Here is a 19,267-nt window from a genome sequence, read left to right on the forward strand (position 1 = left end):
GTGGGCGCGCCTTGCCTGTTTTCCCAATCCTTCGCGACCGCAACGAGTAACCAACCATGACCACCATCCGAGTCGACATCGTCAGCGCCGAAGCCGAGATCTACTCCGGCGAGGCCACGATGGTGGTCGCCACCGGCGACCAGGGTGAGCTCGGCATCACGCCGCGCCACGCACCGCTCATCACCCGCCTCAAGCCCGGCCATGTCGACGTGCTGCAGGAAAACGGCGAGCGCGCGCAGTTCTACATCTCCGGCGGCATCCTCGAAGTGCAGCCGCAGGTGGTCACCGTGCTGGCCGACACCGCCAGTCGCGCCGCCGACCTGGACGAGGCCGCCGCCCAGCGCGCCAAGAAGGAAGCCGAGGACGCGCTGGCCAACCGCACCGAAGCGGTGGAAGTGGCCGAGGCGCAGGCCAAGCTGGCGCAGGCGCTGGCGCAGTTGCAGGCGCTGGAGCGGATGCGGAAGAACCTCAAGCACTGAGCTTGTGCGCTCGTCCGTGAGCGCGAAGATCAAACGGGCGGCCATCCTTGGCCACACTCTTGGCTGAAGCGGTCGCTTTGTTCGAGTCCGAGGCAAGGCATGGTCGCTTCGGTGGGCATTGCGAGCTGCTCCCGTGGCGCTGCAAGTGGCTTCGATGGCATTGTGAGTAGAAGGAACGCCGGCCTTGTGCCGGCGTTTTTGCGTGGGCAGATCGTGTTTGCGAGTCCTGCGCCGCGGGCGGCGATCTGGCAGCATGTCGACCGTGCCGAATCCGGGAAGGCTTGCCGTGAATATACGCACCTTGCTGGTCGCCCTTGCCGTGTCGTACCTGACTGCTTGCGCGGCGAGCCGGGAGCGTGCGACAGGTGCGGCGACGGCGGCAGACATGACCAGCGTGCCGTTGTCGTTGGGGGAAACGACGATCGGTGGCGAACCGCTGTACCGCGTGAAGCCGACCTATCCGTCTGCACAGCTCGCCGCCTGTCCCGCATCCGAGGAAATCGACGCCGTGGTCTACGTCGACGCGAACGGTACGGTGAGTGATGTCATCGGCGCCGTGATCGACATGGCGCAGCCGCCCTGGGATACGTTCTTTGCCGCCGTGCGCACGGCGGTACTGCAATGGCGATTCGAGCCGCTGCGCGTCGACCATTGGGCCGCCGATGCGCAAGCCAACCCGCACGCGGTGGACGGCAGGACACACCGCTTCGCCCGCCAGTACGTCTTCAGCTTCACCTGTCGCTCCGGCGCCACGCAGGTAACGGTACGGGCGTTGACCGGTGCCTACGCGCGCTGAGGTAGGCATGGCGCCCTGCTAGACTTTTCGACTCATCACGTCAGGGCCGACCGCATGAATCCCGTACCGCTTCACGTCATCGTCCTCGCTGCCGGCGCCGGCACGCGGATGAAATCCGCGCGGCCCAAGGTGCTGATGCCGCTGGCCGGGCGGCCGCTGCTGGCGCACGTGCTGGACACCGCGCGCGCGCTGTCGCCTGCCGCCATCCACGTGGTCTACGGCCATGGCGGCGAGCAGGTGCAGGCCGCCTTTGCCGGGCAGGCGGATCTGCACTGGGTGCTGCAGGCCGAGCGCCTGGGCACCGGGCATGCGGTGGAGCAGGCCTTGCCCGGCGTGCCGGACGACGCGCAGGTGCTGGTGCTCTACGGCGATGTACCGCTGATCCGCGCCGAGACGCTGCTCGGGCTGACGCAGACCGAGGGCGGCTTCGGCCTGCTGGCGATCCGCGTGGCCGAGCCGGAGGGCTACGGTCGCGTGCTGCGCGACGGCAACGGCCACGTGCGCTGCGTGGTCGAGGAGAAGGATGCCAACGACGAACAGCGCGCCATCGACCTGGTCAACACCGGCATGCTCGTCGCGCCCGCCGCCGCGCTGCGCGTGTGGATCGCCGGACTCGATTGCGACAACGCGCAGGGCGAGTACTACCTCACCGACATCTTCGCGATGGCGAACGCGGAGAAGCGCCCCGCGCTCAGCGTGGCGTGTGCCGATCCGCTGGAGGCCTCCGGCGCGAACGATGCGCTGCAGCTCGCGGGGCTGGAGGCCGAATACCGCCGCCGCAGCGCGCACGCGCTGATGCTGGGCGGCGTGCGCCTCGCCGACCCCGCGCGCATCGACGTGCGTGGCGAAGTCGCGCATGGGCACGACGTGGAGCTGGACATCGACGTGATCCTCGAAGGCGACGTGCGCCTCGGCGACGGCGTGCGGGTGGGCCCGTACTGCCGCCTGAAGGACGTGCAGCTGGCCGCGGGCACCGTGCTGCAGTCGCACTGCGACCTCGAAGGCGTGGTCACCCACGGCCCCTGCACCATCGGCCCGTTCGCGCGCCTGCGCCCCGGCACCGAACTCGACGCCGGCGTGCACGTGGGCAATTTCGTCGAGACCAAGCAGACCCGCATCGGCGCGAACAGCAAGGCGAACCACCTCACGTATCTGGGCGACACCGTGGTCGGCTGCGACGTCAATATCGGCGCCGGCACCATCACCTGCAACTACGACGGCGTGAACAAGTTCGCCACCCGCATCGAGGACGGCGCCTTCATCGGCTCCAACAGCTCGCTGGTGGCGCCGGTCACCATCGGCGCGCAAGCCACCATCGGCGCCGGCTCGGTCATCACCAAGGATGCCCCCGCCGGCGGGCTTACCCTCGCGCGTGGCCGACAAGCCACGCTGCCGGGCTGGCAGCGGCCGACGAAGCAAGGCTGATATCGCCGGCAGGCGCAGCGTGCCCACGCCCCGGCTGTACTCGGCGCCCCGCGCAGCCTTAAGCTGCCCTCATGCTGCGGGTTGCCGCCCATCCGGTTCGTGTTGCCGCGATGGCGGTGGGGTGGCTGCTTTGCACCTTGCCGATGCCGGGTCTCGGCATGCATGCCGATTCCGTCCGGGACGCAGCGGCACCGTCGACGGGCCTGCTGCGGGATGTGCACTTCGATACGTACACGCCGTTGTCGCGGGGCAGCGAGATCGCGCGACGCCTGTTCACTCCGCTGACCTATGCGCGTCTGCAGAGCTATCTCGCCGTGCATCACGGGGCGATGCGCGAGCAGTCGATCGACCTGGCGCGGGAGCGCTTCGTGCTGTACGTGCCGACCGGCACGCCGCCGCCATCGGGCTATGGACTGCTGGTGTTCGTGCCGCCGTGGCCGCAGGCGGATCTGCCGGAAGGCTGGGCGCAAGAGCTGGATCGGCGCGGGCTGATCTACGTGAGCATGGCGCACGCCGGCAACACGGCTGACGTGATCGACCGCCGCGTGCCGCTGGCGCTGCTGGCGTGGGCTAACGTCGGCCGACGCTATCCGCTCGATCCCGCGCGCGTGTACGTGGGAGGGTTTTCCGGCGGTTCGCGGGTGGCGCTGCGCATCGCGCTGGGCTATCCGGACGTATTCCGCGGCGCCTTGCTAGCAGCCGGCAGCGATCCGCCGGGCGGCAGCGGGCTCAGCCTGCCACCGGCTGTGCTGTTCCAGCGCTTCCAGCAGGATACGCGGCTGGTCTTCCTCACCGGCGGGCAGGACCATGCCCACCTGCAGATGGACAGGACCAGCCACCAGGCGCTGCGTCGCGGGTGCGTGACCGACATGGCCAGCGTGACGCCGCCGTGGCTGGGTCACGAAATCGCCGGCGCGGCCGCCCTGGGGCAGGCGCTGGATGCGCTGGGGCGGCCGGCGCCGCCGCGGCCGGAGCAACTGGCGTCCTGTCGCGCGCAGTGGGACACACGGCTGGCATCGGCGGTAGCCGGCATCGGTGCGACGCTGGTCCGCGGCGATGTCCGGCGTGCGCGCGCTCAGGCCGCGGCGGTCGACCGGTACTACGGTGGCCTGGCAGCGTCGGCATGGTTGAAGTTCGGGCCGCGCCTCGGCGACTCTCCCTGAACGTCGCTCGCCGTGGCCGTCGCCCGGTGGCTTTCGCTATGATCGGCCCCCATTGGACATGGCTGCAATCGACCGAGGAGCACGGCATGCGGATACGGTGGTTGGGGATGGTCATCGCCGCAGCGTCTTTGCTGCAAGGCTGCGCCAGTACGGTCGCAGCGGGGAACCGTCGGGCGCAGGAGAGCTTGCAGCCGCTGTCGCTGTTCGACGCGGATTCCAGTCCGCGTTTCAGCCTGTACCTGTCCTGCAGCAGCGAGAGCGTAAGCTGCGTAACGGTTGAAAACGCATTCCGTGACTGGGCCGACGCGCGGCACGTGGCCGTGCACTTCGTGGAGTCGAACGACAGCGCTTTTACGCAGGGAGCGCCGGCCAGCGTGCAGGGTGCCTGGCCCTACCGCTTGAGCGTGCTGTACAAGCCCTGGATGAGCGCCGGCTCTTCCAACCCCACGCTCGGCGGTTACGGCCAATCGACTTCGCCGCGGGTCGGGTACTCCGCGGTCTTGTACGTATTTGACGCGACGACCGGCAAGTTGCTGCAGTCCGTGTCGCTGCGATCACAGGAGTCCGCCGCCAGCGACAAGGGGCCGGCGAATCCCTACATTCGGGACGAAGTTCACCAATTCGTTACCGTCATCGATCCGGCATACGCGAAAAAATAATATCCGGCGAAGGTGCGCCTCAGGCGTAGCGCCAGCCATCCAGCTCCACCAGCAATTCGCGGCGGCAGACGTCGCCGTGCAGCAGCAGCACCGGCACGCCGGGCAGATGGCGGGCGAGCAGTTCGCGCACGCGCGGTGCGTCGCCGGGGTGGCGTACATAGGCCTTCAGCGGCGACTGGGTGTCGAAGCCGCTGGGCATGCCGGCGTTGGCCAGCAGGGCGTCGAGGTTGGCGAGGATTTCGGCGAGCTGCGCGGCGGTGTCGCCGTCATGGGCGGAGGCGTGGCCTACCACGGCGGCAGTGCCGGAGATCGCCAGCGCGTCCGCGCCGGGCAGGCGCATCGCGCGGGCAAAGCCGGGGGCGGTGCGGCCATATTGGCGCGGGTAGCGCCAGGCGCTGGTCTGGCGCGGATTTTCCACTGCCGTGCCGGCCTGCGCGCAAGCCAGCAGGTAGACCTGCAGCAGGTGCGGCTCGCCGTGGTGGCCGATCGCGGTGGCGGCCGGGTAGCCGTCGGCGAACCAGTCGCCGCAGCCCTCGGCGCGGCCGTCGCAAAACAGCTTGTAGCGCTCGGCATCGCCCTCGCCGGCGTTGATTGCGCCCTGGTAGTTCCACAGGCGCAGCACGTGGTGTTCCTCGCGGCCGCGGACGAAGTCGCGCAGTTGCGCGTAGGCGGTGCGCGCCGCGCCGGCGGGGCCGCCGTGCTCGCGCTCATCCAGCTCCAGCGCGGCGTACAGCCAGCCGCCGCCGGCCGACCAGCGCAGTGCGCCGTCGCGGCCGTGGCGCACCGCGGCGTCCACGTGCCAGACCTCGCATGGAACGCTGTCGTCGAGGCTGGCCAGCGACACGCGCAGCCAGCGCGGATCGTCGTGATCCGCCGTCGCGCCGCCGAAACCGAACAGCGCCAGCGTGCCGGGCTCGGCCAGCGTCCGGGCGACGGCGTTGGTGCGGTAGGCGATGCGCGGCGCGCGCACGGAGCCGGCATCGGCCGGTCTGTTTCCACAACCCTCGATCATGCTTGCAACCGGTGAGACAAGGCCGTCATGGTACACTTTGTGGCCGTTTTTCAGTGATTCCACGATGTTGCCGGGTTTTCGCACATGGCCGATTTGACCACCGCCCAACGGGAGCTGGCGGCCCTGATCGTGGAGTGCCTGAACCTCGAAGGCGTTGAGCCGGCGGGCATCGATCCGGATGCGCCGCTGTTCGGCGACGGCCTGGGGCTGGATTCCATCGATGCGCTGGAGATCGCGCTGGCGGTGTCCAGGCGCTACGGCGTCCAGCTGCGTTCGGAAGACGCGGCCAGCACGCGCGCCTTCGCCAGCCTGCGCGAACTGTCGGCCCATGTCGAACAACACCGCGTCGCCTAAAGCCGCGCACTGGCGCGCGCAGCGCGAGGGCGGTGGGCGCTTCGCGCTGTGGCTGATCCTCACGCTGGCGCTCCACGGCGGGCGCCGTTTCGCCCGGCTGCTGCTGTATCCCATCACCCTGTATTTCTTCTTGCGCCGCGGCGAGGAGCGCCGCGCCTCGCGGCAATACCTGGCGCGCGCCTTCGGTCGGCCGCCGCGCCTCGGGCAGCTGCTGCGTCAGTTCCACGCCTATGCGGCCACCACGCTGGATCGGGTCTTTCTGCTGGCGCGCGGCGAGCGCGGTTTTGCCATCGCCGTCGAGGGGTTGGCCGAGCTGGAGCGATGCCTGGCCGAGGGCCGCGGCGTGCTGCTGGTGGGTTCGCACCAGGGCAGCTTCGAGGCGCTGCGCGTGCTGGCGGCGCGCCGCCCGGAGCTGTCGTTGCGCGTGGTGCTGGACAAGGGCAAGACGCCGGCGATGACCTCCCTGCTGGAAGCGCTGGCACCCGAGGTGGGCGCGGCGGTGATCGATGCGGCGCAAGGCGGCGCGCACATCGCGCTGGCCGCCGCCGAGGCGTGCCGGCAGGGCGCGATGGTGGCGCTGCTGGCCGACCGCGCCGGCACGCACGAGGCCGAGCGCATGGTGGATTTCCTCGGCGCGCCGGCGCCCTTGCCGGTGGGGCCGTGGCTGCTGGCGAGTGCACTGCAAGTGCCGGTGCTGCTGTGCTTTGGCTTGTACGAGGGCGGCAACCGCTACCGGCTGATTTTCGAGCCCTTCGCCGAGCGTGTGGCGATCGCGCGTGCCGATCGCGCCGCCGCGTTGGACGCCGTGCTGGCGCGCTATGCGCAGCGGCTGGAGCACTACGTGCGGGTGGCGCCGTACAACTGGTTCAACTTCCACGATTTCTGGCGGACACCGGCGGCGTGAGTTCGAGCGGCGCGGGGTCGACGACGCGCGGCGCGCGCTGGCCGCGGCGATAGGCGCGCACCACGTGACCGTAGTGCAGCACGCGCAGGATGGTATAGACCGTGATGCGGGTGACGTCGCGCACCGGGCGCAGATGGCTGGGCCGGTGGCCGGCGTGGTAGCGCGAGGCGATCGGCACCGAGACGATGCCCATGCCCAGCTCGCGCGAGGCGGCGATCAGCAGCGCGGCCTCGAACACGAAATCCTGCGCGGGCAGGTCGACCAGATCCAGCACGGCGCGCGGATACCAACGCTGGCCGCTCTGCGTGTCGGCCACCGGCTGCGCGCAGCCCCAGGAAATCCCCCAATCCGCCACCGCGTTTGCGCGGCGGCGTGCCTTGGGTTGTTGCGCCTTGTCCAGCAGGCGCGCACCAATCACGATCTGGCCGGGGTGCGCCACGGCGGCGGCGAGCAGGCGCGGGATGTCGCTGGCCAGGTGCTGGCCGTCGCCATCCATGGTGAGCACGGCGGCAAAGCCCTGCCGCAAGGCCTCGCGAAAGCCTTCGCGCAGCGCCTGGCCCTTGCCGCAGCGGCGCGTGTGGCGCAGCAGCGTCACCGGCAGGGCGGCGAGGATCTCCGGCGTGCGGTCGCTGGAGCCGTCGTCCACCACGATCACCGGCGCGCCCAAGGCCAGCACGGACGCGACCACCGCGCCGATCGCGGCTTCCTCGTTGAGGCAGGGGATCAGCACGCACCAGCGCGGCAGGCCAGCAGGGACGGCGGTGTCCTCGCTGGGCGGCGGTGGGGCGGTTGCGCGAGGCATGGTCGGCATCGTCATGGCGCAAGCGTAGGCGGCTGGTCGATGGAAGCCAAGCCGCGTCTTGATCCGCTCACGCTCCTGGTGCAGGTGCGCGCGACACGGCGTCGCAGCGGCGGTGTGCGCCGCACTTGCTAAGCTCGACGTCATCACCACGGAGTAGCCCTCATGAGCGAACAAGCCGACCGCGCCGAAAGCTTCCTGCGCGAACTGCAGGACCGCATCTGCGGCGCGCTGGAACAACTCGACGGTGGCGCGCGTTTCGCGGAGGACGCCTGGACGCGCGCGGCGGGCGGCGGCGGACGTACCCGCGTGCTGCGCGGCGGCGCACTGTTCGAGCAGGCGGGCGTGAACTTCTCGCGCGTCAGCGGCCACCAGTTGCCACCCAGCGCCACCGCGCACCGGCCCGAGCTGGCCGGCGGCAGCTTCATCGCCACCGGTGTGTCGCTGGTGCTGCACCCGCTGAATCCCTATGTGCCCACCACGCACGCCAACGTGCGCTACTTCGAGGCCAGCAAGCCGGGCGTGGAGCCGGTGTGGTGGTTCGGCGGCGGCTTCGACCTCACCCCGTTCTACCCGTTCGACGAGGACGTGGTGCACTGGCACACGGTGGCGCGCGAGCTGTGCGCGCCGTTCGGTGCAGACGTCTACCCGCGCTTCAAGCAGTGGTGCGACGAGTACTTCACGCTCAAGCACCGCGGCGAGACGCGCGGCGTGGGCGGCCTGTTCTACGACGACCTCAATGAAGGCGGCTTCGAGCGCTGCCTCGATTTCACCAGGGCCGTGGGCCAGGGCTTCCTCGACGCCTACCTGCCGATCGCCGCGCGCCGCCGCGACACGCCCTACGGCGAGCGCGAACGTGAGTTCCAGCTCTACCGCCGCGGCCGCTACGTGGAGTTCAACCTGGTCTACGACCGCGGCACGCTGTTCGGCCTGCAGTCGGGCGGCCGCGCCGAGTCCATCCTGATGAGCCTGCCGCCGCGCGTGCGTTTCGAGTACGCCTACCAGCCCGAGCCCGGTTCCGCCGAGGCGCGGCTGGCGGACTACCTCCAGCCGCGCGAGTGGTTGTAGCCAGCGTCGCGGGCATCGGCGAAACTCACGGTTTTCATCTTGGCCATTGGAGCGCGCATGAGCACGTTGCTGCCCGCCGTCGAACACGCCACCGGCGCCGACCCGCGCTGGAGCATCCTGTGGCTGCACGGCCTGGGCGCCGACGGCCACGACTTCGCGCCCATCGTGCCGGAGCTGGTCGCGGCCCACTGGCCGGCCGTGCGCTTCGTGTTCCCGCACGCGCCGGTGCGACCGGTGACGGTGAACGGCGGCGTGCCGATGCGCGCCTGGTACGACATCGCCAGCTTCGACCTGGGCGCGCGCCAGGACGAAGCCGGCATCCGCGCCTCGGTCGCGGCGGTGGAGGCGCTGATCGCGCGCGAGCACGCGCGCGGCGTGCCCAGCGAGCGCATCGTGCTGGCTGGCTTTTCGCAGGGCGGCGCCATCGCGCTCAGCGCCGGCCTGCGCCATGCGCAGCCGCTGGCGGGCATCGTGGCGCTCTCCACCTACCTGCCCATCGCCGACACCGTGGCCGCCGAGCGCAGCGCCGCGAACGCGGCCGTGCCCATCTTCCAGGCGCATGGCAGCCTCGACCCGGTGGTGATCCCACCGCGCGGCAGCGCCAGCCGCGACCTGCTGCAAGGCCTGGGCTATCGCGTGGACTGGCACAGCTATCTGATGGCGCACGCGGTGTGCCCGCAGGAGATCGCCGACCTGCGCGACTGGCTCACGCAGCGCTTCGCACCGGCCTGACCGGGACTGGCCCGTCGGCCTCTGGTGCGGTCTGCGTTTCCCGAGCCCCGAGCCCCGAGCCCCGAGCCCCGCGCCCTGCGCTCAAGGCATACTGCGCGCATGCGCCTAGCCCTCCCACGCCAGAGCGACGAGCCCAGCCTGCTGCCGGATTTCTGCAGCCTGCCGGTGCTGTTCACCCTGCTGCTGACCGGCGCGCTGGCGGCCACCGTGGTGTGGCTGGCGGCGGGCGACCATCGCGACCTGACCGGCTACAGCGTGGGCATCCTGTTCGTGGCCTGGCTGGTGCTGCTGGTCGGCGTGGCGCTGTGCCTTTCGCGGCCCTGGCTGCAGCGCCTGCCCGGACACCTGCCGTATCTCGCGGCCTGGCTGCTGCTGTTGCTGCTGGTGGGCGTGGCGAGCTGGGTGGCGCATGGCTTGGACGCGGCGTTGGCCATGGGCCTGGTCAAGGACGGCGCGGCGAGTTTCGTGCGTGACAACGTCCTGATCGCGGCGCTGCTGGGCGCGGCGATCCTGCGCTACTTCTACGTGGCCGCGCAGTGGCAGCTGCGCCTGGCCGCGGTGAGCCGCGCGCAGGTGGAGGCGCTGCAGGCGCGCATCCGTCCGCACTTCCTGTTCAACAGCATGAACACCGTGGCGGCGCTGATTCCGCTCGATCCCAAGGCCGCCGAGCGCACAGTGGAGGATCTGGCCGAGCTGTTCCGCGCCGCGCTGGGCCAACACGAGCGCAGCGACGGCACGCTGGGCGAGGAGCTGGATCTGATCGACCGCTACCTGGCCATCGAGCAGTTGCGCCTGGGCGAACGCCTGCGCGTGGAGCGCGAGCTGGCCACGGCACCGCGCGATTTCCCGTTGCCGCGCCTGCTGCTGCAGCCGCTGGTGGAGAACGCCGTGCTGCACGGTATCCAGCCGCTGCGCGAAGGCGGCGCGGTGACGCTGCGCGCCGACGTGGCCGACGACGCGCTCGTCATCGAGATCACCAATCCGCTGCCCGCCACGCCGGCGCGCGGCGGCAGCGGCCACGGACTGGACAGCGTGCGCCGGCGCGTGGCCTTCCGTTACGGCCCGCACGCCGACGTGCGGGCCGGCGCGCAGGGCGACCGCTATGTGGTGCGCCTGCGCCTGCCGCGAGACGGGCGGGGCGGCTGACGATGCGCGTACTGGTGGTCGACGACGAGCCCCTGGCGCGCCTGCGCCTGACCAGCCTGCTGGGTGAATGCGAAGGCGTGCAATGCGTCGGCAGCGCGGCCGACGGCGACGCCGCGCTCGCGGCGCTCGCCGACAAGCAAGCCGACCTGCTGTTGCTGGACATCGCCATGCCGGGGCTGGACGGCCTCGCGCTGGCCGCGCGGTTGGCCGGGCGCGCGCGGCCGCTGGTGGTGTTCTGCACCGCCTACGAAAACCATGCGCTTCAGGCCTTCGAGCTGGAGGCGGTGGATTACCTGCTCAAGCCGGTGCGCCTGGAGCGCCTGCGCGAGGCCTTGCAGCGTGCGCAAAAGCGCCTCGCCGAAACGCCGCCGGCCACGCGCGCCTGGCTGCATGCGCGGGTGCACGGCGAGCAGGTGCGGGTGGCGCTGGACGAGGTGATTTGCCTGCTCGCCGAGGAAAAATACGTCGTCGTGCGACATGCCGGCGGCGAACTTCTGATCGACGACTCCCTGCGCCAGCTCGAAGAGGCCTACCCCGAGCAACTGCTTCGCCTGCACCGCAACTGCCTGGTGCCGCCGGCCCGCCTGATCGGCCTGAAGGTGCTGGCCGACGGTCGCGCCCTGGCCCGCCTCGCCGGCACCGACTTCAGCCCCGAGGTGAGCCGGCGCAACCTGCCGGCGCTGCGCAAGCTGCTACGGATGGGTTAGCCCTCGCCCGGCCGCTTCGGCGACAATGGCGCATGAATCAAAGCGTGGAACGGGCATGACTTCGAACATCCTGCGCATTGCTACCCGCAAGAGCGCGCTGGCGCTGTGGCAGGCCGAGCACGTGGCGGCGCGCCTGCGCGCGGCGCATCCGGCGATCACGGTGACGCTGGTGCCGCTCTCCACGCGCGGTGACGAGATCCTGGACAAGCCGCTGGCCGCCATCGGTGGCAAGGGGCTGTTCCTGAAGGAGCTGGAGGTGGCGATGCTGGAAGGCCGCGCCGAGCTGGCCGTGCATTCGCTGAAAGATGTTCCGGTGGAGCTGGAACCCGCGTTCACGCTGCCGGCGATCCTTGCGCGCGCGGATGCGGCCGATGCCTTTGTCAGCCCTCGCCACGCCGACCTCGACAGCTTGCCGCCAGGGGCGAAGGTGGGCACCTCCTCGCTGCGCCGGCAGGCGCTGCTGCGCGCGCTCAGGCCGGACCTGGAGTTGCTCGACCTGCGCGGCAACGTGGGCACGCGGCTGGCCAAGCTGGAGGCGGGCCAGTACGACGCCATCATCCTCGCCTGCGCGGGGCTGGAGCGACTGGGGCTGGGCGGGCATATCCGCAGCCGACTGCGGCCGCCTGACTGGCTGCCGGCGCCGGGGCAGGCAGCCATCGCCATCGAGGCGCGCGCCGACCAGGCGGATGTGCTCGCGTGTCTGGCGGTGCTGGACGACGCCGCCACGCGGCAGACCGTAGGCGCCGAGCGTGCGATGAACCAGGCGCTGGGTGGCAGCTGCACGGTGCCGGTGGGCGCGTGGTGCACGCGTGGTGCCGGCGGGCTGCAACTGGCGGGGCTGGTGGGGGATGTGGCTGGCGGCCGCGTGTTGCGCGCGCAGGCGCAGGGCGACGATCCGGTGGCGCTGGGACAGACGGTGGCGCGGGCCTTGCTGGCACAGGGCGCGGCAGCGTTTCTGGACGTCTAGACGGCTGGACGGCCAGAGCGCCTGAGTCGCGGTTTCGAGCCGCGACAGGAAGCGGCCCCCTCACCCCAGCCCTCTCCCCCAGTGGAACTGGGGGAGAGGGAGACAAGCGGCGGGCTCTTTACCGAATCTCGAATCCGAGTCCCGGCTTTACAGGCTGTACACCAGGTTGGTCGTGGTTAGCGTGTCGGTCTTCTTGATGCCCGGCAGCACGTCGCTGTTGTGGCGCACCTGGAAGCCGACCTTGAGCGCCAGCTTCCGGGTCATGCTCACAGCCAGGCCGGCGTCATTCTGCAGGTAGGTGTTCTTGGCGCCGGCTTCAGTCAGGAACGTGTCCTCGAAGGCGGTGTTCTCGGTGAGGCGGTACTTGTAGTTCACCAGGCCGCGCGCGACGACTTCATGCGCCACCGGCTGCATCACCTTGGTGGCAACGCCGCCGACGATCACGGTGGTGTCGGCCGGGCGATAGCGCTTGTAACCGGGGCCGACTTCGAAGGAGAGCTCGGTGCGGGCGTCCTTCAGCGCGATGTAGCCGTAGCCCAGCGACACCACGCCCTGCCACAGGTTGGCGCCGAACTCGTCGTGGTCGTAGCGCGCCGCGCCCACGATGTAGCTGCGCGGGTCGAGCTTGTAGCCCACCGAGGCGCCGCCATCGTAGCGATTGGCGGTGGTGTTGAACTGGGTGATGGTGTTGCCGGCCTGGTCGACCACCTTCTGCTGCGCCTTGGTGCGCAGCGCGTCGACGTAGAAGTTGTTCTTCCACTGCTCGTTTTCCATCCCCAGGCCGAGCTTGGCGTTGAGGTTCTGCGAGCGGGTGTTGCCGGTGGCGGAGGCGAAGCCGAGTTCGCCCGAGCCGGTCCAGTCGCTGGAGCTGGCGCTGTTGTCGGTGTCTTGCGCGTGGACGCCATAGCTGGCGCAGGCCGCCAGCAGCGCGGCGGCGATCAGGGTCTTGTTCATGGGGAGGGAGTGCCTTTGTTAAACAATCGTAAGAGCACACCTTAACGCGGCGGCTTGAATTGCCGATGAATACCGGCCACGCCGCATCCGCTGGTGACGATTCAGCCGGCGCCGGCCGCCCGCGCCTCGGCCAGGGCTCCCACGTACAGGTCGCGGTCGAGCAGGCGGCCCAGCACGCAGCCGGGTACGGCGAGCACGGCCACCAGCAGACTGCTGGCGGCCGTGCCCAGCAGCAGGGCGGTGCAGGGCAAGGCGTAGCTGAGCAGGGCGGCGGCCAGGCGGCGGCGCAGCAGCGGATCGCGGCTGGTGGTGGGCAGGCCCGGCTCGCGCAGCGCCTGCCACAGGCCGCCATCGAGCAGGCCCAGGCCCAGCGCCAGCACGATCAGCAACAGGCGCCACAGGAGATCGCCGTTGCCGTTGGGCGCGCCGCGCACCAGCAGGCTGAGCCACAGCCATAGCCCGCCGGTGTAGGCCGCCGTGGCGATGCGGCAGGCCGGCAACAGGGTGGTGAGGTGCAGCAGCGTCGGCGGCAGGTCGGCGCGGTCGTCCTGCGCGGTTTGCAGCACGCAGGCGAGGCTGCACACCATCAGCCCGGCACCTGCCAGCCGGGTGATCCAGAAGCTGTAGTCGCCGTCGGTCAGCAGGGCCACGGCCACGGCCGGCAACCAGGTCACCATGGCCAGGGTGGCAGCGCGCGTGGGCCGCTGGTTGAGGCGCAGCGTCCAGCCGTGCCAGCGGGTCAGGCCCGGCACGCGCAGGCAGGCCAGCAGCAAGCCGGTGCCGATCAGGAGCGCACCCAGCGTCAGTGGCGCCTGCGTGCCATCGCGACCCAGCGGATTCAGTCCCAGCAGCAAGGACAGCCCCAGCCACATCCAGATGCCATAACCGCCGGCGGCGAGTACCTGCAACTGTGCCTCGCCGCGGTTCAGGCTGGAGTGGTTGCCGGAGGATGGCGGCGACGCGGCGAGGGCGTCGCCGGGCCACGGGCTGATCGCGGGCATGGGCGGGTCGGGCGGGGAAGACGGGACGACAGCTTACGACAGGCCGTGCCGGCTGGCTTGCAGGCAGGCAACGGTGCCATCCTTGCGGCAGCCTGATCCACGAGCCTGCCATGGACCGCTACGAACGTATCCTCATTCTGCACCGCCTGCTGAAGTCGGCGCATTACCCGGTGCCCCTGCCCAAGCTGATGGACGAGCTGGAGTGCTCGCGCGCCACGCTGTATCGCGACATCGGCTTCCTGCGCGATGCGCTGGGCGCGCCGGTGGAAAGCGTGGCCGGCGAACCGGTGGCGTACCGCTACGAGCAGGGCGAGGGCGAGCGCTTCGAGCTGCCCGGCCTGTGGCTCACCTCCGACGAGCTGGCCGCGCTGCTCGCGCTGAACGAGCTGATCGGGCGCAGCGGCCCGGGCGTGCTCTCCGGCGCGCTGGCGCCGTTCAAGTCGCGCATCGAACACCTGCTGTCCGACCATGCCAGTGGCAAGGCGCTGCCGATCGAGCGCATCCGGGTGATTCCCTGGGGCGCGCGCAAGCTCGACCAGCAGGCGTTTCGCGTGGTGGCCGGCGCGGTGCTGGAGCGCCGCCAGCTGCGTTTTCGCTACCGCGCGCGCACCACCGGCAGCGACAGCCGGCGCACGGTGTCGCCGCAGCGGCTCACCCATTACCGCGACAACTGGTATCTGGATGTATGGGATCACGACCGCGAGGCGCTGCGCAGTTTCGCGGTGGATCGGATCGCCGATGCGCAGGCACTGGAGACAGCCGCGCGCGACGTGCCCGAGGCCGAGTTGAATGTGGCGCTGGCTTCCAGCTACGGCATCTTCGCCGGCGCGCCCAAGGCCTGGGCCACCATCCGCTTCTCCGCGCATGCCGCGCGCTGGGTGGCCGACGAGCACTGGCACTCGCAGCAGCAGGGCAGCTGGCTGGCCGATGGCCGTTACGAGCTGAAACTGCCGTATTCCAACGCGAAAGAACTGCTGATGGACGTGCTGAAATACGGCGCCGACGCCGAAGTGGTAGCGCCGCTGCCGCTGCGCGAGGAAATGAAAATCCAGTTGCAACTGGCCATCGGCGCCTATCAATCGCCCCCCCGGTAGGGGCCCGCTGACGGGCGATGGAGTTCTTCGCGAAAGGCATCATCGCCCGCCAGCGGGCTCCTACGTGGCGGCATAGCTCAGCTGGCCGTTCTCGACACGCGCGGCCGAGGTGTAGGGGTGCAGCTTGGCGTGCTTGGCGTCGAGGATATGGACGACCTCGATGCCGCGTACCTTCATCGCGTCGGCCAGCATCGAGCGATGGCAACGCCACCACACGGCCTCGGCGCACATCAGGGCGGTGCGCTGGCGCGCGCCATAGGCGAGCAGGGCGTCGAAACCGTCGGCGAAGGCCGGCGTACACATGTAGTCGGCGTAACCGCGGAACGAGGCGTTGCGCCAGGCCGTGTTGGGCGAATCCCGGTGCGCGGGGCGGCGTCCGCCCACTGCCTCGAACCAGGCATAGCCGAGGCCGTGCGCGGCGAGCGCCGGTTCAAGCCGTTCGCGTGCGAATTGCGGCATGTGGCGCGAACCGGGGAAGTGGCGCACGTCGGCGATGGCCTCGATGCCATACGCCGCCAGCAGGGCGAGGAACGCCTCCAGCGTGCGGGTGGAGTGACCGATCGTCCAGACCGTGGCCGGATCGCCGCCGCTCACGGATCGAGCTTCGTGAGCGCCGTGCCCTTGTGCATGGCGATGTGGTCGGTCTTGTCGCTCTTGATTTCGTACTGCGGCGCGGCCGGGCTGCAATGGCGCGGGTGGCCCTTGTACAGCGTGTCGGCAGTGTGCACCTTGACGATGTGGCCGCTGACGTAGCCGGCCTCGGAGTTCCAGCGCACGTGGTCGCCGAGGTGGAACTGTGCGGGCATGCGGGTGTCCCATGGAGTTGCGTTGCCAGCATGTTCGCACCGTGCGCGTGCAGCGGCCGCAAACGGCGCTACGATGGCGCAATCTGACGGGAGTACGACATGCAAAGCGGCAATCCGGCACTCAACAAGAACATCTTCCTCGACGCCGCCAGTGGCGCGGTGTTCCAACGCGACGCCAATGCCATGAGCTTCAACGGCACGGTCAACAAGACCGGCCTGATGCTGGCGCTGGTGGTGATCGGAGCGGCCTTCAGCTGGAGTCGCTTCCACGGCGCGGAAAGCCTGCCGGCGATGGCGCCGCTGGCGCTGGGTGGCGCTCTCGTGGGCTTCGTGCTGGCGCTCGTCACCGCCTTCAAGCAGACCTGGGCGCCGGTCACCGCGCCCTTGTACGCGCTGGTCGAGGGCGTGTTCGTGGGCGCGGTGTCGGCGATCTTCGAGCTGCGCTACCCCGGCATCGTGATGCAGGCGGTGGCACTCACCTTCGGCACCATGGCGGTGCTGCTGGTGGCCTACCGCAGCGGCTGGGTGCGCGTCACCGACAAGTTCCGCGCCGGCGTGGTCGCCGCCACCGGCAGCATCGTGCTGGTGTACCTGGCCAGCTTCGTGATGGGCTTCTTCGGCCACTCCTTCGGTTTCATCACCGCGAGCAGCGGCCTGGGCATCGCCTTCAGCCTGCTGGTGGTGGTGATTGCCGCACTGAACCTGGTGCTGGACTTCGACATGATCGAGCAGGGCGTGGCCGCCGGTGCGCCCAAGTACATGGAGTGGTACGGCGCCTTCGCGCTCACCGTGACCCTGGTGTGGCTGTACCTGGAAATGCTGCGCCTGCTGTCCAAGCTGCAGTCGCGCAACTGAGGCGGCAGGGGCGATCCATCAGGGGAGCGATGGCGAACGCGCCGTCGCGCCAGGGAGACGGCCGGTGCATCGCGCCGGCCATCGGTACGACAGGGAGCTGATTCATGCCCAGTGTGTATGACCTCAAGCCGCGCTTCCAGGCGCTGCTGCGGCCGCTGGTGCGGCGCATGGCGACGGTGGGTATCCGGGCCAACCAGGTGACGGTGGCGGCCATGCTGGTATCGCTGCTGGTGGGGTTGGCCGTCGGCGGCGCGGCCGGCGGGCATCGTTGGGTGTGGGGGTTGCTGCCGCTATGGCTGCTGCTGCGCATGGCGCTCAATGCGATCGACGGCATGCTGGCGCGCGAGCATGGGCAGGCCTCGAAGCTGGGCGCGGTGCTGAATGAACTCGGCGACGTGGTTGCCGATGCCGGGTTGTATCTGCCGCTCGCGCTGACGCCGGGTTTTTCGCTGTGGCCGCTGGCCATCTGCGTGCTGCTGGCCGTGCTGACCGAGATGACCGGGGTGATCGGCGTGCAGATCGGCGCCTCGCGCCGTTATGACGGCCCGCTGGGCAAGAGCGACCGCGCGCTGGTGTTCGGCGTGGTCGGCTTGTTGCTGGCGCTGGGGGTGCCGGGCGGGCGCTGGCAGGATGGCTTGGTGTGGCTGCTGGCCCTCTTGGGCGCGCTGACGGTGCTGAACCGGGCGCGCGCGGCCTTGCGTGAATTGGGGACATGACATCGACGGCGTGGCGGGCGGCTGCCCGCAGGCCATGGAGGACGCATGCTTGAACCGTTGGTGGCCCGGTCGCTGACCGGTTTCATTCGCCTGCTTACGGGCAGCCGCGTGTTCTGGAGCGAGCCGCTCGCGCCGGGACGCCGGGTGTATTACGGCAACCACAGCAGCCACGGCGATTTCGTGCTGATCTGGTCGGCGCTGCCGCCGCGCCTGCGCGCGCAGGCGCGTCCGGTGGCGGCGGCGGAGTACTGGCGCCATGGCGCGCTGCGCCGTTACCTGATCCACCGCGTGTTCAAGGGCGTGCTGGTGGAGCGCGATGCCGCGCAACGCACCGAGGATCCGGTGGCCACGATGGCGGCGGCGGTCGACGCGGGCAGCGCGCTGATCCTGTTTCCCGAGGGCACGCGCAATCCGGGTGATGGCGTGCTGCCTTTCAAGAGCGGCCTGTACCACCTCGCGACGCGCTGCGCCGACCTGGAACTGGTGCCGGTGTGGCTGGAAAACCTCAACCGCGTGATGCCCAAGGGACGGCTGATTCCGTTGCCGCTGCTGTGCACGGCGCGTTTCGGCCTGCCGCTGCGGCTGGACGATGGCGAGGACAAGCACGATTTCCTGGAGCGTGCGCGCGCGGCGCTGCTCGCGTTGGCACCGCCGGAGGCCGTCTGATGGCGCACTTGAGCTCACACGCGCAGGCCATGGCGTTGTTCGCCGGCATCGGTGCGGTCCTGCTGCTCGCCACGCTCATCGGGCGCGTGCTGGCATGGCGCGCCTCGCCGGCCGGGCGCTCGACGGTGGACAACCTCAATGCGCGCATCAATGCCTGGTGGGTGATGGCGGCGCTGGTCGGCGTCGCCTTTGCGTTTGGCCGTCCCGGCGTGCTGGCGCTGTTCTTCCTGGTTTCGCTGCTGGCGCTGCGCGAATTCATCACCTTGCTGCCGACGCGTGGCGGCGATTACTGGGCGCTGGTGGCCGCCTTCTACCTGGTGTTGCCGCTCCAGTACGTGCTGGTGGGCGTTGCGTGGTACGGCATGTTCTCGATCTTCATTCCGGTCTATGCCTTCCTGCTGCTGCCGATCCTGGCTGCCACGGGCGGCGACACCACGCGCTTCCTGGAGCGCGCGGCCAAGGTGCAGTGGGGGCTGATGATCAGCGTGTTCTGCATTTCGCACGTGCCGGCGCTGCTGACGTTGCAGATCCCCGGCTACGAGCACCGGCAGCTGTTGCTGATCGCCTTCCTGGTGATCGTGGTGCAGTCCTCGGACGTGTTGCAGTACGTGTGGGGCAAGCTGTGCGGCAGGCACCTGATAGCGCCTTCGCTGTCGCCGTCCAAGACCGTGGAGGGCTTCGTCGGCGGGGTGGCTTCGGCCAGCCTGCTGGGCGGTCTGTTGTGGTGGATCACGCCGTTTTCATTCCTCGGGGCGCTCGGCATGGCGCTGGTCATCAACCTGATGGGCTTTCTGGGTGGTCTGGTGATGTCGGCGATCAAGCGCGACCGTGGCATCAAGGACTGGGGCCACATGATCGAGGGCCATGGCGGCATGCTGGATCGGCTGGACTCGGTGTGTTTCGCCGCACCGGTGTTCTTCCACATGACGCGATATTTCCTGACGTGAGCAGGGAACGGCCTTCC

At 69.9% G+C, this 19,267-nt stretch carries 23 protein-coding genes; 17 read left to right on the forward strand and 6 right to left on the reverse strand.

Features of this window, described 5'->3' with window-relative positions; all coding sequences use genetic code 11:
* Positions 1-56 precede the first annotated feature (56 nt).
* From AC3WQA_RS11025 to AC3WQA_RS11045, 5 genes are all read left to right on the forward strand, one after another.
* Positions 57-479, forward strand: a complete 423-nt coding sequence (locus AC3WQA_RS11025) for a F0F1 ATP synthase subunit epsilon (protein WP_492675097.1) — start codon at positions 57-59, stop codon at positions 477-479.
* A 253-nt stretch (positions 480-732) separates the two neighbouring features.
* Positions 733-1,275: a hypothetical protein gene (locus tag AC3WQA_RS11030; RefSeq protein WP_492675098.1), complete on the forward strand. Its 543-nt coding sequence runs from the start codon at positions 733-735 to the stop codon at positions 1,273-1,275.
* 54 nt (positions 1,276-1,329) lie between these two features.
* Positions 1,330-2,700, forward strand: coding sequence for a bifunctional UDP-N-acetylglucosamine diphosphorylase/glucosamine-1-phosphate N-acetyltransferase GlmU (gene glmU / locus AC3WQA_RS11035; RefSeq protein ID WP_492675099.1), 1,371 nt, complete (start codon positions 1,330-1,332; stop codon positions 2,698-2,700).
* A 158-nt stretch (positions 2,701-2,858) separates the two neighbouring features.
* Positions 2,859-3,863: an alpha/beta hydrolase family protein gene (locus AC3WQA_RS11040; protein ID WP_492675100.1), complete on the forward strand. Its 1,005-nt coding sequence runs from the start codon at positions 2,859-2,861 to the stop codon at positions 3,861-3,863.
* 38 nt (positions 3,864-3,901) lie between these two features.
* Entirely contained in the window at positions 3,902-4,522 is a 621-nt protein-coding gene (locus tag AC3WQA_RS11045; protein ID WP_492675101.1) for a hypothetical protein, read from the forward strand.
* Positions 4,523-4,541: 19 nt separating this feature from the next.
* Here AC3WQA_RS11045 and AC3WQA_RS11050 read toward each other — a convergent pair whose 3' ends face one another.
* Positions 4,542-5,534: a chorismate transformation FkbO/Hyg5 family protein gene (locus tag AC3WQA_RS11050; protein WP_492675102.1), complete on the reverse strand. Its 993-nt coding sequence runs from the start codon at positions 5,532-5,534 to the stop codon at positions 4,542-4,544.
* Positions 5,535-5,618: 84 nt separating this feature from the next.
* On the opposite strand from AC3WQA_RS11050, the gene AC3WQA_RS11055 reads away from it, so the two are divergent.
* Together AC3WQA_RS11055 and AC3WQA_RS11060 are read left to right on the forward strand one after the other, a co-directional pair.
* Positions 5,619-5,888: a phosphopantetheine-binding protein gene (locus AC3WQA_RS11055; RefSeq protein ID WP_492675103.1), complete on the forward strand. Its 270-nt coding sequence runs from the start codon at positions 5,619-5,621 to the stop codon at positions 5,886-5,888.
* Complete coding sequence (locus tag AC3WQA_RS11060; protein ID WP_492675104.1) at positions 5,863-6,792, forward strand: lysophospholipid acyltransferase family protein; 930 nt, start codon at positions 5,863-5,865, stop codon at positions 6,790-6,792. The genes AC3WQA_RS11055 and AC3WQA_RS11060 overlap by 26 nt, the downstream gene beginning before the upstream one ends.
* Here the strand turns inward: AC3WQA_RS11060 and AC3WQA_RS11065 are convergent.
* Positions 6,755-7,594: a glycosyltransferase family 2 protein gene (locus tag AC3WQA_RS11065; protein WP_492675105.1), complete on the reverse strand. Its 840-nt coding sequence runs from the start codon at positions 7,592-7,594 to the stop codon at positions 6,755-6,757. The two genes, AC3WQA_RS11060 and AC3WQA_RS11065, sit on opposite strands and share 38 nt — an antisense overlap.
* Before the next feature lie 162 nt (positions 7,595-7,756).
* Between AC3WQA_RS11065 and hemF the strand changes: the two genes are divergently transcribed.
* The 5 genes from hemF (at position 7,757) to hemC (ending at position 12,211) form a co-directional block, all read left to right on the forward strand.
* Positions 7,757-8,659 (forward strand): oxygen-dependent coproporphyrinogen oxidase, encoded by a 903-nt coding sequence (gene hemF / locus AC3WQA_RS11070; RefSeq protein WP_492675106.1) that lies wholly within the window; start codon positions 7,757-7,759, stop codon positions 8,657-8,659.
* Positions 8,660-8,716: 57 nt separating this feature from the next.
* Positions 8,717-9,391, forward strand: a complete 675-nt coding sequence (locus AC3WQA_RS11075) for an alpha/beta hydrolase (protein WP_492675107.1) — start codon at positions 8,717-8,719, stop codon at positions 9,389-9,391.
* A 99-nt stretch (positions 9,392-9,490) separates the two neighbouring features.
* Positions 9,491-10,537: a sensor histidine kinase gene (locus AC3WQA_RS11080; protein WP_492675108.1), complete on the forward strand. Its 1,047-nt coding sequence runs from the start codon at positions 9,491-9,493 to the stop codon at positions 10,535-10,537.
* Positions 10,538-10,539: 2 nt separating this feature from the next.
* Entirely contained in the window at positions 10,540-11,244 is a 705-nt protein-coding gene (locus tag AC3WQA_RS11085) for a LytR/AlgR family response regulator transcription factor (protein WP_492675109.1), read from the forward strand.
* Positions 11,245-11,299: 55 nt separating this feature from the next.
* Positions 11,300-12,211, forward strand: a complete 912-nt coding sequence (hemC, locus tag AC3WQA_RS11090; protein ID WP_492675110.1) for a hydroxymethylbilane synthase — start codon at positions 11,300-11,302, stop codon at positions 12,209-12,211.
* A 147-nt stretch (positions 12,212-12,358) separates the two neighbouring features.
* Here hemC and AC3WQA_RS11095 read toward each other — a convergent pair whose 3' ends face one another.
* Positions 12,359-13,165, reverse strand: coding sequence for a DUF481 domain-containing protein (locus AC3WQA_RS11095; protein ID WP_492675111.1), 807 nt, complete (start codon positions 13,163-13,165; stop codon positions 12,359-12,361).
* A 101-nt stretch (positions 13,166-13,266) separates the two neighbouring features.
* The gene (locus AC3WQA_RS11100; RefSeq protein WP_492675112.1) at positions 13,267-14,166 is read right to left on the reverse strand and encodes a hypothetical protein; all 900 of its coding nucleotides are present in this window, start codon (positions 14,164-14,166) and stop codon (positions 13,267-13,269) included.
* Between the two features lie 110 nt (positions 14,167-14,276).
* On the opposite strand from AC3WQA_RS11100, the gene AC3WQA_RS11105 reads away from it, so the two are divergent.
* The gene (locus AC3WQA_RS11105) at positions 14,277-15,260 is read left to right on the forward strand and encodes a helix-turn-helix transcriptional regulator (RefSeq protein WP_492675113.1); all 984 of its coding nucleotides are present in this window, start codon (positions 14,277-14,279) and stop codon (positions 15,258-15,260) included.
* 60 nt (positions 15,261-15,320) lie between these two features.
* On the opposite strand, the gene AC3WQA_RS11110 is transcribed toward AC3WQA_RS11105, so the two are convergent.
* Both AC3WQA_RS11110 and AC3WQA_RS11115 read right to left on the reverse strand, forming a co-directional pair.
* The gene (locus tag AC3WQA_RS11110) at positions 15,321-15,854 is read right to left on the reverse strand and encodes a DUF488 domain-containing protein (protein ID WP_492675114.1); all 534 of its coding nucleotides are present in this window, start codon (positions 15,852-15,854) and stop codon (positions 15,321-15,323) included.
* Complete coding sequence (locus AC3WQA_RS11115) at positions 15,851-16,066, reverse strand: hypervirulence associated TUDOR domain-containing protein (RefSeq protein ID WP_492675115.1); 216 nt, start codon at positions 16,064-16,066, stop codon at positions 15,851-15,853. The genes AC3WQA_RS11110 and AC3WQA_RS11115 overlap by 4 nt, the downstream gene beginning before the upstream one ends.
* Positions 16,067-16,165: 99 nt before the next feature.
* Here AC3WQA_RS11115 and AC3WQA_RS11120 point away from each other — a divergent pair, with 99 nt between their 5' ends.
* The 4 genes from AC3WQA_RS11120 (at position 16,166) to AC3WQA_RS11135 (ending at position 19,250) form a co-directional block, all read left to right on the forward strand.
* Positions 16,166-16,921 (forward strand): Bax inhibitor-1/YccA family protein, encoded by a 756-nt coding sequence (locus tag AC3WQA_RS11120; protein ID WP_492675116.1) that lies wholly within the window; start codon positions 16,166-16,168, stop codon positions 16,919-16,921.
* A 104-nt stretch (positions 16,922-17,025) separates the two neighbouring features.
* Positions 17,026-17,637 carry a CDP-alcohol phosphatidyltransferase family protein gene (locus tag AC3WQA_RS11125; protein WP_492675117.1) on the forward strand — a complete coding sequence of 204 codons (612 nt, stop codon included), beginning with the start codon at positions 17,026-17,028 and terminating at the stop codon, positions 17,635-17,637.
* A 45-nt stretch (positions 17,638-17,682) separates the two neighbouring features.
* The gene (locus AC3WQA_RS11130) at positions 17,683-18,303 is read left to right on the forward strand and encodes a lysophospholipid acyltransferase family protein (RefSeq protein ID WP_492675118.1); all 621 of its coding nucleotides are present in this window, start codon (positions 17,683-17,685) and stop codon (positions 18,301-18,303) included.
* A complete protein-coding gene (locus AC3WQA_RS11135; RefSeq protein WP_492675119.1) occupies positions 18,303-19,250 on the forward strand; it encodes a phosphatidate cytidylyltransferase in 948 nt (315 codons plus the stop codon). Before AC3WQA_RS11130 ends, AC3WQA_RS11135 begins: the two co-directional genes overlap by 1 nt.
* The last annotated feature ends 17 nt before the right edge of the window (positions 19,251-19,267 follow it).

This window comes from Rhodanobacter sp. FW106-PBR-R2A-2-24 (assembly GCF_058789615.1).

What these genes read in the sequence shown, in the direction of transcription:
- AC3WQA_RS11025 (WP_492675097.1), top strand. Translation starts at nt 57, where the DNA reads ATGACCACCATCCGAGTCGACATCGTCAGCGCCGAAGCCGAGATCTAC.
- AC3WQA_RS11030 (WP_492675098.1), top strand. Translation starts at nt 733, where the DNA reads ATGTCGACCGTGCCGAATCCGGGAAGGCTTGCCGTGAATATACGCACC.
- glmU (WP_492675099.1), top strand. Translation starts at nt 1,330, where the DNA reads ATGAATCCCGTACCGCTTCACGTCATCGTCCTCGCTGCCGGCGCCGGC.
- AC3WQA_RS11040 (WP_492675100.1), top strand. Translation starts at nt 2,859, where the DNA reads ATGCATGCCGATTCCGTCCGGGACGCAGCGGCACCGTCGACGGGCCTG.
- AC3WQA_RS11045 (WP_492675101.1), top strand. Translation starts at nt 3,902, where the DNA reads ATGATCGGCCCCCATTGGACATGGCTGCAATCGACCGAGGAGCACGGC.
- AC3WQA_RS11050 (WP_492675102.1), bottom strand. Translation starts at nt 5,534, where the DNA reads ATGATCGAGGGTTGTGGAAACAGACCGGCCGATGCCGGCTCCGTGCGC.
- AC3WQA_RS11055 (WP_492675103.1), top strand. Translation starts at nt 5,619, where the DNA reads ATGGCCGATTTGACCACCGCCCAACGGGAGCTGGCGGCCCTGATCGTG.
- AC3WQA_RS11060 (WP_492675104.1), top strand. Translation starts at nt 5,863, where the DNA reads ATGTCGAACAACACCGCGTCGCCTAAAGCCGCGCACTGGCGCGCGCAG.
- AC3WQA_RS11065 (WP_492675105.1), bottom strand. Translation starts at nt 7,594, where the DNA reads ATGCCTCGCGCAACCGCCCCACCGCCGCCCAGCGAGGACACCGCCGTC.
- hemF (WP_492675106.1), top strand. Translation starts at nt 7,757, where the DNA reads ATGAGCGAACAAGCCGACCGCGCCGAAAGCTTCCTGCGCGAACTGCAG.
- AC3WQA_RS11075 (WP_492675107.1), top strand. Translation starts at nt 8,717, where the DNA reads ATGAGCACGTTGCTGCCCGCCGTCGAACACGCCACCGGCGCCGACCCG.
- AC3WQA_RS11080 (WP_492675108.1), top strand. Translation starts at nt 9,491, where the DNA reads ATGCGCCTAGCCCTCCCACGCCAGAGCGACGAGCCCAGCCTGCTGCCG.
- AC3WQA_RS11085 (WP_492675109.1), top strand. Translation starts at nt 10,540, where the DNA reads ATGCGCGTACTGGTGGTCGACGACGAGCCCCTGGCGCGCCTGCGCCTG.
- hemC (WP_492675110.1), top strand. Translation starts at nt 11,300, where the DNA reads ATGACTTCGAACATCCTGCGCATTGCTACCCGCAAGAGCGCGCTGGCG.
- AC3WQA_RS11095 (WP_492675111.1), bottom strand. Translation starts at nt 13,165, where the DNA reads ATGAACAAGACCCTGATCGCCGCCGCGCTGCTGGCGGCCTGCGCCAGC.
- AC3WQA_RS11100 (WP_492675112.1), bottom strand. Translation starts at nt 14,166, where the DNA reads ATGCCCGCGATCAGCCCGTGGCCCGGCGACGCCCTCGCCGCGTCGCCG.
- AC3WQA_RS11105 (WP_492675113.1), top strand. Translation starts at nt 14,277, where the DNA reads ATGGACCGCTACGAACGTATCCTCATTCTGCACCGCCTGCTGAAGTCG.
- AC3WQA_RS11115 (WP_492675115.1), bottom strand. Translation starts at nt 16,066, where the DNA reads ATGCCCGCACAGTTCCACCTCGGCGACCACGTGCGCTGGAACTCCGAG.
- AC3WQA_RS11120 (WP_492675116.1), top strand. Translation starts at nt 16,166, where the DNA reads ATGCAAAGCGGCAATCCGGCACTCAACAAGAACATCTTCCTCGACGCC.
- AC3WQA_RS11125 (WP_492675117.1), top strand. Translation starts at nt 17,026, where the DNA reads ATGCCCAGTGTGTATGACCTCAAGCCGCGCTTCCAGGCGCTGCTGCGG.
- AC3WQA_RS11130 (WP_492675118.1), top strand. Translation starts at nt 17,683, where the DNA reads ATGCTTGAACCGTTGGTGGCCCGGTCGCTGACCGGTTTCATTCGCCTG.
- AC3WQA_RS11135 (WP_492675119.1), top strand. Translation starts at nt 18,303, where the DNA reads ATGGCGCACTTGAGCTCACACGCGCAGGCCATGGCGTTGTTCGCCGGC.